The organism is Paenibacillus uliginis N3/975 (assembly GCF_900177425.1).
GTDB classification, from domain to species: domain Bacteria; phylum Bacillota; class Bacilli; order Paenibacillales; family Paenibacillaceae; genus Paenibacillus_AQ; species Paenibacillus_AQ uliginis.
On record NZ_LT840184.1, the window covers coordinates 3,730,688 to 3,745,856 of the forward strand.

At 47.1% G+C, this 15,169-nt stretch carries 14 protein-coding genes; 1 reads left to right on the forward strand and 13 read right to left on the reverse strand.

The annotated features are described in order from the left end of the window. Positions 1–8: 8 nt before the first annotated feature. From parE to B9N86_RS17660, 10 genes are all read right to left on the reverse strand, one after another. Positions 9–1,988: a DNA topoisomerase IV subunit B gene (gene parE, locus B9N86_RS17615; RefSeq protein WP_208914454.1), complete on the reverse strand. Its 1,980-nt coding sequence runs from the start codon at positions 1,986–1,988 to the stop codon at positions 9–11. An 83-nt stretch (positions 1,989–2,071) separates the two neighbouring features. Then, positions 2,072–3,061 carry an ABC transporter permease gene (locus B9N86_RS17620; protein WP_208914455.1) on the reverse strand — a complete coding sequence of 330 codons (990 nt, stop codon included), beginning with the start codon at positions 3,059–3,061 and terminating at the stop codon, positions 2,072–2,074. Then, on the reverse strand, positions 3,054–4,025 hold the full coding sequence (locus B9N86_RS17625; protein ID WP_208914456.1) for an ABC transporter ATP-binding protein: 972 nt from the start codon (positions 4,023–4,025) through the stop codon (positions 3,054–3,056). The genes B9N86_RS17620 and B9N86_RS17625 overlap by 8 nt, the downstream gene beginning before the upstream one ends. Positions 4,026–4,049: 24 nt before the next feature. Continuing rightward, positions 4,050–4,922 carry a GDSL-type esterase/lipase family protein gene (locus tag B9N86_RS17630; protein WP_208914457.1) on the reverse strand — a complete coding sequence of 291 codons (873 nt, stop codon included), beginning with the start codon at positions 4,920–4,922 and terminating at the stop codon, positions 4,050–4,052. Positions 4,923–5,108: 186 nt separating this feature from the next. Beyond that, positions 5,109–5,822 (reverse strand): CAP domain-containing protein, encoded by a 714-nt coding sequence (locus B9N86_RS17635; protein WP_208914458.1) that lies wholly within the window; start codon positions 5,820–5,822, stop codon positions 5,109–5,111. A gap of 185 nt (positions 5,823–6,007) precedes the next feature. Beyond that, positions 6,008–6,721 carry a GntR family transcriptional regulator gene (locus tag B9N86_RS17640; protein ID WP_208914459.1) on the reverse strand — a complete coding sequence of 238 codons (714 nt, stop codon included), beginning with the start codon at positions 6,719–6,721 and terminating at the stop codon, positions 6,008–6,010. A 9-nt stretch (positions 6,722–6,730) separates the two neighbouring features. Continuing rightward, on the reverse strand, positions 6,731–7,747 hold the full coding sequence (locus B9N86_RS17645) for a sugar kinase (RefSeq protein ID WP_208914460.1): 1,017 nt from the start codon (positions 7,745–7,747) through the stop codon (positions 6,731–6,733). After that, positions 7,740–8,495 carry a 2-dehydro-3-deoxy-phosphogluconate aldolase gene (gene dagF / locus B9N86_RS17650; RefSeq protein ID WP_208914461.1) on the reverse strand — a complete coding sequence of 252 codons (756 nt, stop codon included), beginning with the start codon at positions 8,493–8,495 and terminating at the stop codon, positions 7,740–7,742. Before dagF ends, B9N86_RS17645 begins: the two co-directional genes overlap by 8 nt. 1 nt (position 8,496) lies before the next feature. After that, positions 8,497–9,600, reverse strand: a complete 1,104-nt coding sequence (locus tag B9N86_RS17655; protein ID WP_208914462.1) for a DgaE family pyridoxal phosphate-dependent ammonia lyase — start codon at positions 9,598–9,600, stop codon at positions 8,497–8,499. Continuing rightward, entirely contained in the window at positions 9,566–10,678 is a 1,113-nt protein-coding gene (locus tag B9N86_RS17660; protein WP_208914463.1) for an amidohydrolase/deacetylase family metallohydrolase, read from the reverse strand. The genes B9N86_RS17655 and B9N86_RS17660 overlap by 35 nt, the downstream gene beginning before the upstream one ends. A 131-nt stretch (positions 10,679–10,809) precedes the next feature. Here B9N86_RS17660 and B9N86_RS30670 point away from each other — a divergent pair, with 131 nt between their 5' ends. Continuing rightward, positions 10,810–10,932 (forward strand): hypothetical protein, encoded by a 123-nt coding sequence (locus tag B9N86_RS30670; protein ID WP_280174939.1) that lies wholly within the window; start codon positions 10,810–10,812, stop codon positions 10,930–10,932. Here B9N86_RS30670 and B9N86_RS17665 read toward each other — a convergent pair. The 3 genes from B9N86_RS17665 to B9N86_RS17675 form a co-directional block, all read right to left on the reverse strand. Continuing rightward, positions 10,919–11,374, reverse strand: a complete 456-nt coding sequence (locus B9N86_RS17665) for a GNAT family N-acetyltransferase (RefSeq protein ID WP_241933294.1) — start codon at positions 11,372–11,374, stop codon at positions 10,919–10,921. The two genes, B9N86_RS30670 and B9N86_RS17665, sit on opposite strands and share 14 nt — an antisense overlap. A 134-nt stretch (positions 11,375–11,508) precedes the next feature. Continuing rightward, complete coding sequence (locus tag B9N86_RS17670) at positions 11,509–13,356, reverse strand: ABC transporter ATP-binding protein (RefSeq protein ID WP_244562746.1); 1,848 nt, start codon at positions 13,354–13,356, stop codon at positions 11,509–11,511. A gap of 14 nt (positions 13,357–13,370) precedes the next feature. Continuing rightward, the gene (locus tag B9N86_RS17675; RefSeq protein ID WP_208914466.1) at positions 13,371–15,149 is read right to left on the reverse strand and encodes an ABC transporter ATP-binding protein; all 1,779 of its coding nucleotides are present in this window, start codon (positions 15,147–15,149) and stop codon (positions 13,371–13,373) included. Positions 15,150–15,169: the final 20 nt, after the last annotated feature.

Genomic DNA, 15,169 nt, shown 5'->3' on the forward strand with positions numbered 1-15,169 from the left:
TTCACCTTCTATTCCTCAAACTCTGCAAAGTTGACATTTTCAACGATCCAGCGCTTCCGGGGATCAACCTTATCCCCCATCAGTGTCGATACCCGCCGTTCCGCTTTCGCAGCATCTTCAATCTGAACCTGCAACAGCGTCCGGGATTCCGGATTCATCGTCGTTTCCCATAATTGATCAGGGTTCATTTCACCAAGACCTTTATAGCGCTGCAATTCATACGTTTTGAACTCTTTCAAGTAATTCGCCAGCTGCTCTTCACTCCAGGCATATCTCACTGTCTGCAGCTTGCCTGACTTACTTGAAATTTTGTAAAGCGGCGGCTGCGCGATGTAGACACGGCCGGCATCTATCAAAGGCTTCATGTACCGGTAGAAGAACGTAAGAAGCAGCACTTGAATATGCGCTCCATCAGTATCCGCATCGGTCATGATAATAATTTTTGAATAATTGCTGTCTGAAGCCGTAAACTCAGTACCAATTCCGGCACCGATTGCAGCTACAATTGCACGGTATTCATCATTTTTCAATATATCCGCAAGTTTGGATTTCTCCGGATTCAGCGGTTTTCCCTTCAGCGGCAAAATCGCCTGCAGCTTGGAGTCACGTCCCTGCTTCGCCGAACCGCCAGCGGAATCACCTTCCACAATGAACAACTCGGTACGGGTGAAATCCTTCGATTGGGCAGGTGTCAGCTTTCCTCCCAGGTTGGAGCTTTCGCTACGCTTTTTGCCGGTTCGCATTTCATCCCGGGCTTTACGAGCTGCCTCACGGGCTTTAGAAGCTTGAATCGCTTTCCTAAGGAGAGTCTGCGCAATCTGCGGGTTCTCCTCCAGAAAAATTTGCATTTTCTCGGTAACGATACTGTCTACTGTGCTACGAGCCGAAGCACTGCCGAGTTGGTCCTTAGTCTGACCGACAAACTCCACCTCGGACATCTTAACGCTGATGACAGCCATCATGCCTTCACGAAGATCATTACCTTCCAGATTCTTATCTTTTTCCTTCAGGAGGTTGTTCTTACGGGCATAATCGTTCATGACACGAGTATAGGCCGTCTTGAAGCCTGTTTCGTGCGTACCGCCTCCGCGTGTCGGAATCGAGTTTACGAACGAAGCCAACGTTTCGGTATATCCTGCGTTATACTGCAGGGCAATCTCTACTTCAACTTCTTCCTTTTCCGCATAAAAATGAATCACTTCATGCAGGACGTCTTTACCTTCGTTCAAAAATTCAACGAATTGGCTGGCTCCGCCCTCATAGAAGAATTCATCGTTGTTGCCGCTGCGCTCATCCTTCAGCGCGATCCGCAGGCCCGAGTTCAGAAATGCAATTTCCTGAAGCCGCTCTGCCAGCGTGTCATAATTCAATTGAATTCCTGAAGGGAAGACGCGAGCGTCCGGTTTAAACGTTACCTTCGTACCTGTCTTGTTCGTATTGCCTATGATTTCAAGCCCACTTACTGGCTCGCCAACATGCTCAATACCTTTTTTATCCTGCCAATATTCAAAACGCTGACGGTGAATTTTACCATCACGGTATATTTCCACCTCAAGCCATTCAGACAGCGCGTTCGTTACGGAAGCACCGACGCCGTGAAGACCACCGGATTTTTTGTATCCCGATCCGCCGAATTTACCGCCGGCATGCAAAATCGTGAACACGACCTGTGGTGTCGGAATACCCGTCTTATGCATCCCTGTAGGGATCCCCCGACCGTTGTCATATACTGTAATGGAACTGTCTTTGTGTAAAGTGATGTCTATTCTCGAGCAGTACTTCGCAAGATGCTCATCGACCGCATTATCTACGATTTCCCACACCAGATGATGCAGACCTGACGAGCTTGTGCTGCCTATGTACATGCCTGGCCGTTTGCGTACCGCAACAAGGCCCTCGAGCACTTGAATGTCGTCAGCATCGTATCCCGAGCGGCCATCTGGGCCGTTCTGTGATGACTCTGCAAACCTATCGATCTGTTCGACCATTCATGCTCCTCCTTCATATTTCTCTTATACCGGGGCTGTTTCTCCCCAAAATGCAAACAAATGTTTTGTATGCCTCGTCCATTTTAATTCAAAATGTCCCGTTTCGTAAAGACGGTGAATGAAATGATCACAGCTACACCAGCCCAAATCGCTAGAACGGCAAGGGAAAAATTAAGTGTCATTCCTTCAATCGGAGGCAAATTTCCTGCTAAATAATCTGTGAGCTTCAGATTAACCATAAATAAATATTTGGCGCTATTCCAAGCGGATGCCATATTGGTTAATATCGTACCTGCAATCAACGCCGCCATCATGACGACAATACTCGCCGCTGTACTGCGAACAAGCACGGACACCATGAATGCCAGCATCGCCACAGCCAGACTGACAAACCATATCAGTCCTCCCTGCATAAGTAAATATTTCCACTGGGGAACTGCATGAACAGCTGACATATCGACGTCTGAGCCGATAATTTTGAACCCGGTAAACACCGGCAGCTCAAATCCTTTATAACCGAAAGCAAGGCCGGATATCAAGTAAGCGATTATAAATGTCGCCATAACGATCAGCGAGACGAACATAACCAAGGCAATCAGCTTGCTGAGCAGCACTTTCCACCTCTTCACAGGGCGGGTCAGCAGCATTTTGATCGTACCGGTTGTCCGTTCCCCTGACACAATATCGGAAGCTATAGCCATAATAAGCAGCGGGATAAACAAAGACACAGCGTTGTTCATAAATTCCCGGGTAAAATTAACAGCGTTCGGCTCATTCGGATTGATATCATGCTCCAAATAATATTGCATCTGCTGAATAAATATTTGTCGATACCTCTTCCACTCTTCCGGCACCCTGTCGCTCCCCAGAGAGTTCTCGTTATCCGTAATCCGCTGCTGCAGCTCTAGACGCCAGTCTCCGTTAAATTTACCCTGACTGCGTTCTGCTGACTTCATCTGCGCGTATGTAAACATCGGCACCAGAACAAGCAGGACTAACAAAACCACGTAGAAACGTTTCTTTTTAACGATTTTAATCGTTTCGTTCTTCACAAGCGGCAGTATGTTACTCAATGCTCTCACCTTCCGTCATCTGAAGGAATAGCTGTTCCAGTGTTGGATTAATGCGACTAACGCCCCGGACTTCCACTCCTGCTGAAACCAGCTGCTTTACTGCAGAAGCCGTGTCTTCTTCTTGAATGCGGGTAACCACCGCGCCCTGCGGCATTCCAGCGAGTATTGAATCATCCAGCAATACCTCCGGGTTATCCATCACTTCACAGCGCTGCAGCTTCCGAAGAACCGAATCACCCGCATCTGCAGGATGCAAATCCCACACCACATATCCCGTGCTGCCTGAAATAAGTTCCTCTACGCCGCCGACCGCTAAAACTCTACCCCGGCTTATGATCGCCACCCGGTCGCACAATAGCTGGATCTCACTGAGTAGATGACTGGATACGAATACTGCCAAGCCTTCCCCGGCAAGCCTCTGAATAAACTCCCGCATCTCCTTGATTCCTTTCGGGTCCAGACCGTTCGTCGGCTCGTCCAGAATCAGGAGCTTCGGTCTGCCCAAGAGTGCCTGTGCGATACCAAGCCGCTGGCGCATACCGAGCGAATATGTACGGACCTTATCATGTATCCGTTTGTCCATCCGGACAATATCAACAACTTCGCGGATACGATCCTCATCAATGCCCGGCTGCATACGAGCGAAATGTTCGAGATTTTCCCATCCGGTTAAATAGGTGTAGACCTCAGGATTCTCAACAATAGAGCCGATATAGCGAAGCGCCTGCTCTTGCTGCCGGTTCACATCAAAGCCACACACTTTGATGATTCCCTCTGTAGGCTTTATGAGATCGACCAGCATGCGAATTGTCGTTGTCTTACCCGCGCCGTTCGGTCCGAGAAAGCCGAAAATCTCTCCCGCCCTGACATTAAAGGTGACGTCCTGAATAATCCATTTTCGTCCGATTTTCTTTTTCACATGCTGTACTGACAGTACAATGTCCTGCTGTTGATCTGTGACCATCCCTTCTACTCCCTTCACATCACACTAGAGGATTCCTTGCGCAATCCGTTCGGCAATCGCCTGATAGCCATTGCCGTTCGGATGAAAATGATCAGAGGATAAATAAACATCCAGTTTTCCTTGAAATAGATCAAAAGTCGGAACCATCATCATATTAGGGTCCCTATTCACAACTTGCTGTGCCGCATGGTTCCAAGTTGAAACAGCGATATTCCCAGGCAGAAGCAGTTCCTTTAGGTCTTCAAAAGGATGATAGAGACCAATATAAACAACTCTCGCCTCTGGATTAATCACCCGGATCTGCTCTAAAATTTGTTTCAAGCGTTCCGTTGCCTGGGGCACCGCCTCCATGAACTGCTTCGGATCCAATTCGACCTCGCCAGCCTGAGCGTTCTCCAACAGACCGCTTCCCTTAAATAAGTCATTACCTCCAATAGACAGAAGGATGAGGTCTGCCTGCTGCAGCGCATATTGTATGCCCTTTTCTTCCAACTTCGGCAAAAGTGCCTCTGTGGTCAAGCCGTTAATAGCAAGATTGTTAAGAAGTTCACTTTGGCGTCCGTTGTCATTCAGTAATTGAATGCTTCGACGCACAAAACCACTTCCCGTATTGTCACCCGTACCTTTCGCCAGGGAATCTCCAATGGCAGTGACCTTTAATTGTTCCGGTAAAGGAGGAAGCACTCTGGCTTCAGCGTCCTTTTCTGGTGCCGATTCGGGCGTATTCACAACTGTATCACCCTCATTCTGAGCGGGAGCCGATGGTGTAGCGGAAGACGGAGCCGCCTGAGGCGAATTAATATCTTGAATGGCATAAATAAAACCAACAAGAAGAACAATAGTAACAATGACGGAGACCGATGCGGTAATCCGCCATATCCATTTTGAAGAATTCAAGAGGATCCTCCCCCGGTTAAAATGATTGATGATCAACTTCTACTATAGTATTTCGGCCAACTCCATGACTATATGTACATAAACATAAAACTTCTATGTGAAATTTGCAAATGAGTTGGACTTTATTACATCCATGCACAAAAAAACAGGAGGTAATCCCTCCTGCTCTTTATGCTACAATCTGAATTATTTCTGACTGATGAATTCCTGTACCCAGTAACCGTTATAGTAACCGACACCGATCATCGTAAAGTTAGGAGACATGATGTTTTGACGGTGACCTTCACTGTTCATCCAAGATTTCATCACTTCCTCCGGCGTACGCTGACCCATGGCGATATTCTCACCAGCATAACCGTAAGAAATACCATATTGTTTCATCATATCAAATGGTGAACCATAGGTTGGGGAAGTATGATCAAAGTATTTGTTATTATTCATATCTTTAGCCTTGTCTACAGCCATACCTGTCAGTTTGTCATGAACAGTCAATGGTTTTAGACCAGCCTTTGCACGTTCTTTATTCACAAGATCTACTACTTGGCTTGCAAAAGTAGATTTATCGGTTGTATTAGCAGGCTTTGATGGCTGTGCTGGCTCAGCAGGCTTGCTGGTCGATGGTGTAGAAGTTGACGGTTTTTCCACGGGTGGAGTTGATGGCTTTTCCACTTCAGGAGTGGATGGTTTCTCCGTTTGCGGCTTGCTATCCGGATTTTGAATACCCCAATTGAAATTGCCACCCCAACCTTGACTTTCCAAGAGTTGTTGGATCTTTTGCTGCCAACTCTGTGCACTTTCTGTCGGTGTTGCTGCAGACGCAGATGCAGGAAGCATAATACCTACGGACAAAACGGCTACGAAACCAGTGCTAACTATCTTTTTTATCATCGGTTTTTTCATGAATTTGCATCTCCTTTAGTAAAAAAATAGTTACATTTTTGTAATCAACCACGAACACAGTGTAACATGTTTGAAACCACAAGCCATCCTTCAAATCTTGGAAAGAAACGTTTCAGACAACGCAAAAAAGGCTAACCACCAACAAAAAACGTTGGAAGATAGCCTTAATTACGGCTTGAGCTAGACTAAACCTCGTAATTTACTACATAGTTTTGAAGCTCCGTATTGTAATAGCCAATACTGTATTCTCTCACATTTCCCTGCTCATCATAGGAATAACGCGATCTTTTCAACAACGGCTTTCCTGTGCTGATCTGAAGCATCGTCGCTATGTGCTCCGGAGGAGCAGCCACATCAAACTCATCTCGCAGCTTATCCAGCGAGATGTTCTGATCCTCCAACAAGCCGTACAGTGATTGAGCATTTAAATCCGACAGATCCAAATCACCGATCGTATTTGTCAAATAGTGAGTATAATAAATGTAGGGAACATCATCCAGTAAATACACACGCTCCAGCCTAAGGCAGCTCTCGCCAAACAAACGATGAGGCTCCGTACCCGCTTCGGTCTGCTCCATTTCGGCACGAAGCCATTGTTTTTGAATCTGATGTCCTTCTTCAACCAAAATCTCTGTGAATCGTTTCCATTTGGATAGTTTGGATGTGGACGTAATACGGATTACTTTTGTCCCTTTTCCACTCCCCTTCTCCAAATAACCTTCCTGAACGAGTTCTTGAATGGCACCCCTGACCGTAATTTTGCTCACACCGAATTCCTTCTCCAACTGAGGTTCGGAAGGAATTTGGGTTCCGAGCGGATAAACGCCGTATAGGATACGATCCTTTAATATATTTTTGATTTGCAAATATAAGGGCCTATCTTTACGGGATAAGCTCACAACTTTCCACTACCTTTCTATATCGCCTACAGATTCGGTCATTGCCCGGACGATCTCCATTTCCGATGCCATAGGAGTATCCCCAGACACAGTGTGCGCCAACATGCTGGCTGCCGCTGCAAACCGTACAGTCTTTTCCGGTGGGAATCCTTCCATCTCACCATGAATAATTCCGCTCGCAAAGGCATCTCCAGCACCTATTCTATCATAGACGGAAAACGTAAGCTGCTCAGAAAAGCTGAAGCATTCATTCTTGAATAGAAATCCGCGCAGTGTATGCGTATTATCGTTGTTGATGGACCGGTGTGTTCCTGCAATGACTTGAACCTGATACTGCTTCGCAACCGCAGGAATCAGCTCCATAAGCTGCTCTGTACGATCCGTTTTCTCTGAAAACATACCAAGCGTATAAATTGCGTCTTTTTCATTCATGATTACAATATCGGAGAGGTGAAGCATTTCCTCATAATGCGGTTTAGCCTTCACATATCCATCCTCCCCCCAAAGGGAGGGGCGGTAGTTGCAATCAAAGATTACACTTCCGCCACGCTGCTTTACAGCTCGGGCCAGAGACTTTATATGATGACGGACACCATCATTCATCGCCAGTGAGATTCCGCAGAAATGTACTGCATCAATCTGGGCTGCAATATCATCATAATCATACTCTCCGGCCGGAGCTGTATTAAAGCTGCTCTCCAAGCGGTTACTATACGTTACTCGGCTCGGCCGAACGCCAAAACCGTTCTCCAAAAAATACATACCCAAATAATTGCCGCCCCGATGAATTAAAGATGAGGCAATGCCCAATTTTCTTAAATATGCTGCTGCTGCGTCCCCTAACGAATTTCCGGGCAAACGGGAAACGAGGTGCCCTGTATGCCCAAAGCGCGCCAAAGCGGAAACAACGTTTACGCCAGTGCCGGAGAACGTATAGTTCAATATGTTACTCTGTGACAACAGATCGTATCCGGGCACTTGGAGCCGCATCATAACCTCTCCGAAAGCTGCAATTCTCTTAGGCATAATCATCCGCCAACTTTTTCATAATTCCAACCAGTTCACGAACATCTTCAATATTGGTTTTACCTGTTTCCGAGTCCATAATTGAAGTATACACATGCGGAATGACCTTATGCACGCCGGCTTCCAGAGCAATTCGGAGGATAGGTTCGAAATTTTCCTTATCAATACCACCGGTAGGCTCCAAGGCAAATCCTTCTTCAGCACAAGCTTTCGCGATAGCACGGAATTCATCTTCACGGCTTAATCCCTGCATTGGGAAGTATTTCAATGCATTACCGCCCATATCACGTACAAGAGCTATCGCCGACTTGATCGGTACCACGGCATGTTCGCTCTGTGCGGAACTAATCGGACCCGTCGAGATATTTACAAACCCAGGTCGTCCGGAAGGAGACACCAAGCTGTTAATCCAGCTATCCTGATCACCCAGGTTGGCCCGTGTCGCTCCTACAGCTGGAAACACCTGGTTAATATGACTGCCAGGATAATGTTTAGCAATTTCAGCTACCATTGCCGCCTGACGATTGTCGCCACCGCCAAGTCCGATGGATACAGCATCATCTATTTCCTTTCCGTACATTTTCATTGCAGTTACGGCTTCTTCAACAGAAGCGTAATCTTTGGATAATACGCCGACCAGTACATATCCCTCTGCCGCTTCAAATATGTCTTTAGCGTTCTCAACACCTTTGGTTAATACATTCAATGCAACACGGTCTCTATAAAAACGCTTTGATATTTGTGACATATTACTTTCCCCCTGCTAATTCACGTATTTTGGTTTGTATAACAACAATATCATCGCCCATAAGCGAACGTGGGTCGATATCGAAATAACCTTGCCTTACACCGTAATCCCGCGTGTAGATCGCGATCTCTCCATTTTGGAGTCCCTCCGCGACTTCCTTCGCTGTTGTTCCTGTCTGACCCGGATCAATCTGAACCCTTGCGCGATAGATAGCTCGGCCGGCTTCGTCCTGCACAATCGATACTCGCACACCTGGAACTTCATTTAATGGGATCAGCTTCTGAAGCTCATCTTTTTCCTGCTCACTGTTATCTTTTTTGACGATATATTCATCAAGTGCCTGCAGCAGCCCAAACGTTGACTCCTTGCCGACCTTCATGCTGCGTCCGATTCCGTGAAGCTGTACCTTTAACCATTCAATATAAGTCCGCTTCCCGCCAACAATTCCTGATGTTGGACCTTCGATGGCTTTAGACCCGCTGTAAATCGCAAGATCGGCGTATTTCACGTATTTTTGGATATCCTCCTCTGCTGCCGCATCAACAATCAGTGGAACGCCTTTACGCTGTGCAACTTCCCACGCCTCTTCTACAGAGATCATGTTTTTTTGGACAGCGTGGTGCGATTTCACATAAAGAACAGCCGCAGTTTTGTCCGTTATGGCGTCTTCGATATGTTCTGCCCGGCCTTCATTGGCATAACCGACTTCGACTAACTTTCCACCGCCCAAATAAACCATTGTTTCAACGGGAGCTCCATACTGCACGTTATGTCCTTTAAGAATGATAATCTCGCTTTTATTAATATCCTCCTGGTGAAGACGTTCGCTTAGGCGGCGGTTTCCACGTGTAACGATAGCAGCTACAGAGAGCGCGATACCACTGGAAGCCGAGTTTACAACGACAGCTGCCTCTGAACCGAGAATACGTGCTATGTAGTCGCCTGCTTTATCAACTAAATCTGCGATTTCTACATAGCTTTGTCCGCCCTGCTTCATCGCCTCCATCACGGTATTCGTCGGAGCAGACACCCCCAGTATACTCATGCGTCCACTGGCATTAATGACTCGTTTAAGACCGTACTTCGCATTCAATGAATTCCCCATCGACAATCACTCCCTTTGCTTCAATGACTTGATTCGTAACTCTGAGTTCCCCTTCGGAATCGATGAGCTCGACTGTTTTATTGTCCAGCGTAAACAGTGTCAAATTTGCACGGTCACCTACCTGAATTCGCCCAAGCTCCGGTTTACCCAGCCAAGCGGCTGCGTGTGTAGTGACAGCAGCAATGGTTTCTTCAAGGGAGTACCCCAAGTACAAAAATTTGGAAAGAACATTTCCCATACTAAACACTGGACCATTCAGTCGATTTCCCCTGTAAATGTCCGTGCTGATCGTATGCAATCCAATACCGTGCTGTTTAGCTGCTTCAGCCACTTTAAAGGAAAAGCTGGCTGTACCGTGACCAACATCAAGGTGAATCCCTCTGCCAATTGCATCGCTGAATTCCTGAAGGGGTCTGCCTTCAGCATCGAACAGATTATTCTTCTTTCCATTAAGGTAATGTGTAATTACATCATTTCGCTGTAAGAGAGAAATTACCTCCCGTATATCCGGAGGTCCTGATCCGATGTGAACCATTAACGGCATCCCTGTATCGTAGGAAAGTTCCCTAGCTATACGGAGCGGCTCTATCCCGCTTGCACCAACCACACTTCTGCTGATCCGCGCTTTTAACCCTACAATGAAATCACTGTGAGCTTGGACTGACTGTTTGACTAATTCCCGATCAAGCCATTCGAGATTCGATAATTCATCGATTCTGACCAATCCGATGCGCGAAATGTTTAAAAATGCATATACTCGGGTCTTTGCCTGTTCTCTGTGTGCAGCCAATTCGGAAATTCGATCGGCACCACAGCTTCCGGCATCCACAATCGTCGTGACACCCAGCTTAACTCCAATCTCATCCATCTCATCGCCGTAAGGATCAAATTCAGGAAAAGCATGAACGTGCATATCAATCCAACCGCTGGACACATAGGCACCGCAACCATCCACAACATGCGCTCCGCAACCCTCTCCGGCAGAAGTGATTCCGGCAATTTTTCCATTCTCGATCTCAATATCAATCTCTTCTCCGCTCACGCGTTTTACATGACGTAGTACGAATTTTTCATTCACTGTCCTCACCTTTTTATGATATAACGTTATAATGTTTACGATAGCATGGGAGTGGCGCATTGTAAATCAAAACATTATAATGTTTCGAATTCTTCACATTATCCTTCAAGCTGTAAAATAAAAAAAACGACTTGCCTTCAACTGTTGAAGAGCAAACCGTTCCTGCGATGACTATGTATCCTGTGAAAAAAGAGAAGCCCGATCCCATAGGTCAGGAGCGGGCTGGAGAAAAAGAGGAGTCTACAGCTGTTTAACGAACTGATAACCCGCTTTTTCAAATCCGATATGTTCAAAAAATGCATGTGCCGGGGCTAAGCCTTCCCGGTTGCCGCTTGTGAGAAACAAGAGGTCGCTTCCTTGCTGTTTTCCCCATGTCTCTGCTCCGCGTACCAATCGTTTGCCGATTCCTTGGCTGCGGCAGCTTGAGGTTACAATCAACGAAGTGATTTGAGTGACCGGTTCGGTCCTTACGAAAGATTTGACTTGACGAAGCATCATCATACCAACTACCTTGCCATCAAGCTCTGCAATCATGTTACAGTGCAGCGGGTTGCATGCCATCGTCTCCATCCGTTCACGCATAACATTCAGCGTAGTCGGATAATTTAATTCACGCAACAGAGACGTGACAGATTCCAAATCTTTCTTCTCAAACGTTCGAACCAGCAGTGCAGGCGCAGATAAGACGCTTTCCATCCTCATTATACCCTCATGCTTCCCTTCTTCTATGATTTCAACTCCACTTTATCTATTTTCGTAGTTTCTGAAGAAGATTGCAAGAGTTGGACGACAAAATTCTCCTTAATCAGTCAGGTTTCTTCTCCCGAATTTTACAAAAACTTGTATTGGGCTTCAATCAGCCCGTAATAAGTTCCTTGTATTTCCATAAGTTGGCTATGATTTCCTTCTTCAATTACGCGCCCGTGGTCCAAAACAACGATATGGTCGGCATGACGAATCGTGGACAGGCGGTGTGCGACAATAAAGGATGTTCGGTCTTTCAAAAGCACCTTCAGCGCATCCTGGATTTTAAGTTCCGTCTCCGTATCGATGGATGCGGTCGCTTCGTCCAGAATGAGAATCCGGGGATCTGCAAGAAGTGCTCTGGCGAATGAGAGCAGCTGTCGTTGCCCCATGGACAACATATTACCACGCTCTTCAACTTCAGTATCGTATCCACCCGGCATATTCACGATAAAATCGTGGGCATCTACGGCTTTGGCTACCGATTCAATTTCTTCGTCCGTTGCATCCAGCCGCCCAAAACGAATATTATCCCGAATCGTTCCCGAGAAGATGAACGTATCCTGAAGGACTACGCCAATCTGGTTTCGCAGACTTTCTACCGTCACCTTGCGAATATCATGGCCATCGATCGTAATATCGCCATCGGTTATATCATAGAATCGGCTGAGCAAGTTGATTATAGTACTCTTACCGGAGCCAGTATGACCGACCAACGCAATAGACTGTCCGGCTTTAACGTCCAGATTGATCCCTTTTAGCGCCTGACGGCCCTTTTCGTATTCAAATACAACGTTTTGCAGTTTGATGTCACCTTTAATTTTCGGCAGCTTTTGCGCACCCGGTGCGTCATCAATGCTAGGCTTCTCGTCAATAAACTCAAAAATTCGTTCTGAGGAAGCCATCGCCACCAGAAGCTGGTTATACATCATCCCCAGACGGTTGATCGGCTCCCAGAAGTTTCCGACGTAGTTGGAGAACGCAATAAGTAGACCTATCGTCAGCTCCCCGCTCTGAATCAAACTTGCCCCCAGCCAGAACAAGATCAACGTACCAACACCGCCCGTAATTTCAATCAACGGACCGAAGGCTTGGTTCATCGCGGACGCTTTATCCCACGATTTTTTGCTGTCCATGTTCATTTGGTCGAAGAATTTCATGTTTTCTTCTTCCTGTGTGTAAGCTTGGGTTACTCGAATTCCTTGGATCGACTCGTTCAAGTGGGAGTTGATCCGCGAGTTTTTCGTGCGGACATCCTGCCACGCCCGGCGGATTCGGACCCGTAGTGTCGTGGAGATGAAGAACATGACCGGTACCGTCACGATAACGGCAAGACCCAGCTTCCAGTTGATCGCAAGCAGGATAATGACGATCCCGACGAGCTGAACGCAGTCAATTAGCAGGTTAACCACACCGTTCGTGAACAGGTCCTGCAGGGAATTGACGTCATTGGTTACCCGTACCAGAACGGAGCCTGCCGGACGTTTGTCAAAAAAGTTAAATGACAAGCGCTGAATGTGTTGGAACAGGTCTGTCCGCAGGTCATAAATAACCCGCTGGCCAATAATGTTTGTGTATTTTATCCGGAAAATACCCGTGATGTACTGGATGATATAGAGCACCAGGACAGCAATCGTAATCTTATACAGCAGATTGAGGTTCGGGCTGCCGGACTCCGGCGCAATGGCCTTGTCGATCGCCGTACCCGTTAAATAAGGTACGGTCAGCTTCGTTACGGTACCGATGATCATAAGCACGATGATCAGCGGCACCATTTGTTTGGCATACGGCTTCATATAGGATATGAGCCGTGTCAGCTGTTTCCAGTTAAATTGCTTTTCAATCGCATCGTCATCCTGATACACAAACCGCTCGCCTGTTACTCCCTTTGCTTTTCCACCCTGTGGAGCCTTCTGTTTCGGTTTTCTCTCCATATTTAAATCCGCACTCATGCCTGCACCTGCCCTTCCACGTTGCCCGAAGCAGCACGGCGGGCAATCAGGTCAGCGTATTGAATTTTGTAAACATCCTGATAAGGACCCTCTTCCATGATCAATTCATCATGTTTACCGCGCTGCACAACACGGCCTTCATCGAGAACTAGAATTTCATCCGCATGCCTTAGAGACGAAATCCGGTGAGCGATAATAAACGTCGTACGCCCGTTCATAACCTCCTGGAAACCGGACTGGATTTCGTGCTCGGTTTCCATGTCGACCGCACTGGTCGCATCGTCCAAGATTAGTATTTTCGGGTCTTTCAGCAGCGCTCGCGCGATGGCGATCCGTTGCTTTTGTCCGCCGGAGAGCCCCATGCCGCGTTCACCGACGATCGTATCGTAGCCATGCTCCATTTCCATAATGAAATCATGGGCTTTGGCCAGTTTTGCAGCTCGGATAATGTCATCCATAGACACATCCTTCATACCGTATGCAATGTTGTTGCGGATACTTGAGGAGAACAGGAACGTCTCCTGGAACACCGTGGCAACCTGGCTGCGCAGGCTACGGATTTTAATATCCTTAATATTGACACCATCCAGCGTGATACTGCCGGAATTCACATTATAAGCATGCATCAGCAGCTGTATGATCGTCGATTTACCGGAACCTGTACCGCCCAACAGACCGATAACCGAGCCCGGTGGCGCGTTCAAATTAATGTTTTTAACAGCAGCCATCTTGTTGCCGTAAGCAAATGTTACGCTATCAAAAACGACATGCCCCTTCACTTGGGACGGGTCTAATGTGACGGCATCTTTCCGATCTTCGACATCAATCGGTTGGTTCAGCAGTTCCAATACGCGCTCACCGGATGCCTTCGATTGCGTGTAGTTGTTGATATGGAATCCGATGCTCCACATCGGTCCGATAATGTACCAGATCAAGCTGAAAAAAGCGACCAGTTGACCTAATGTGAGCTCTTCATTAATAACCATAATCCCGCCTGCCAGCAGCAGGATAACAACGCTGATGTTGGCGAACAACTCCATCAACGGGAAGAAGCGTGCCCATAGAGTCGCAGCAAAAATCTGATTGGATTTGTACCGCTCGTTTCGTCCGGAAAATTTCTCTACTTCATGCGGTTCGCGGGCGAACGATTTGACGGTACGCACGCCTGTAATATTCTCCTGAACCGACGTTGTTAGCGAGCTCAACGCGAGCCGCATTTCCTGGAAAGCCGGATGGATTTTGGATTCGAACTTTAGCGCTGTTACTACGAGAAACGGCATACATACTAGTGTAATCAGAGTCAGCTTCCAGCTGATGGAGAGCATCATCGCCGAACCGAAGGCGACCATCAGCACAACGTTCAAAATCTGGGCAAAACCGAAGCCGATAAATTGCCGGATCGCTTCGAGGTCACCCGTTAAACGGGACATTAGATCTCCGGTACGAGCGGTGTCATAATAACGGAAAGACAGGAACTGAAGCTTTTCGTAGCAGGCATTCCGCATTTTATAAGCCAAAAAGTTACCGAGTCGTCCTCCGAAAAATCCATGTAAAAACTGTAAGAAAGCTTTGAGTGTTACTACCCCTACGACCGTTAGGGCTAGCTGTGGTACGAGACTGAAATTTTTCGGCTTGATTGCATCATCAATCAGCCGCTGCAGCAGGTGCGGGTACACGAGGCCAAGTGCGGTCGCCATCGCCAAACACAGTATGGAAAGAAAGAGATAGCTTCGTTTCTCCCAGAAGAAGACCTGCAGTTGCCTGAGAACATTCATGTTTTTCCTCCCTTAAATTT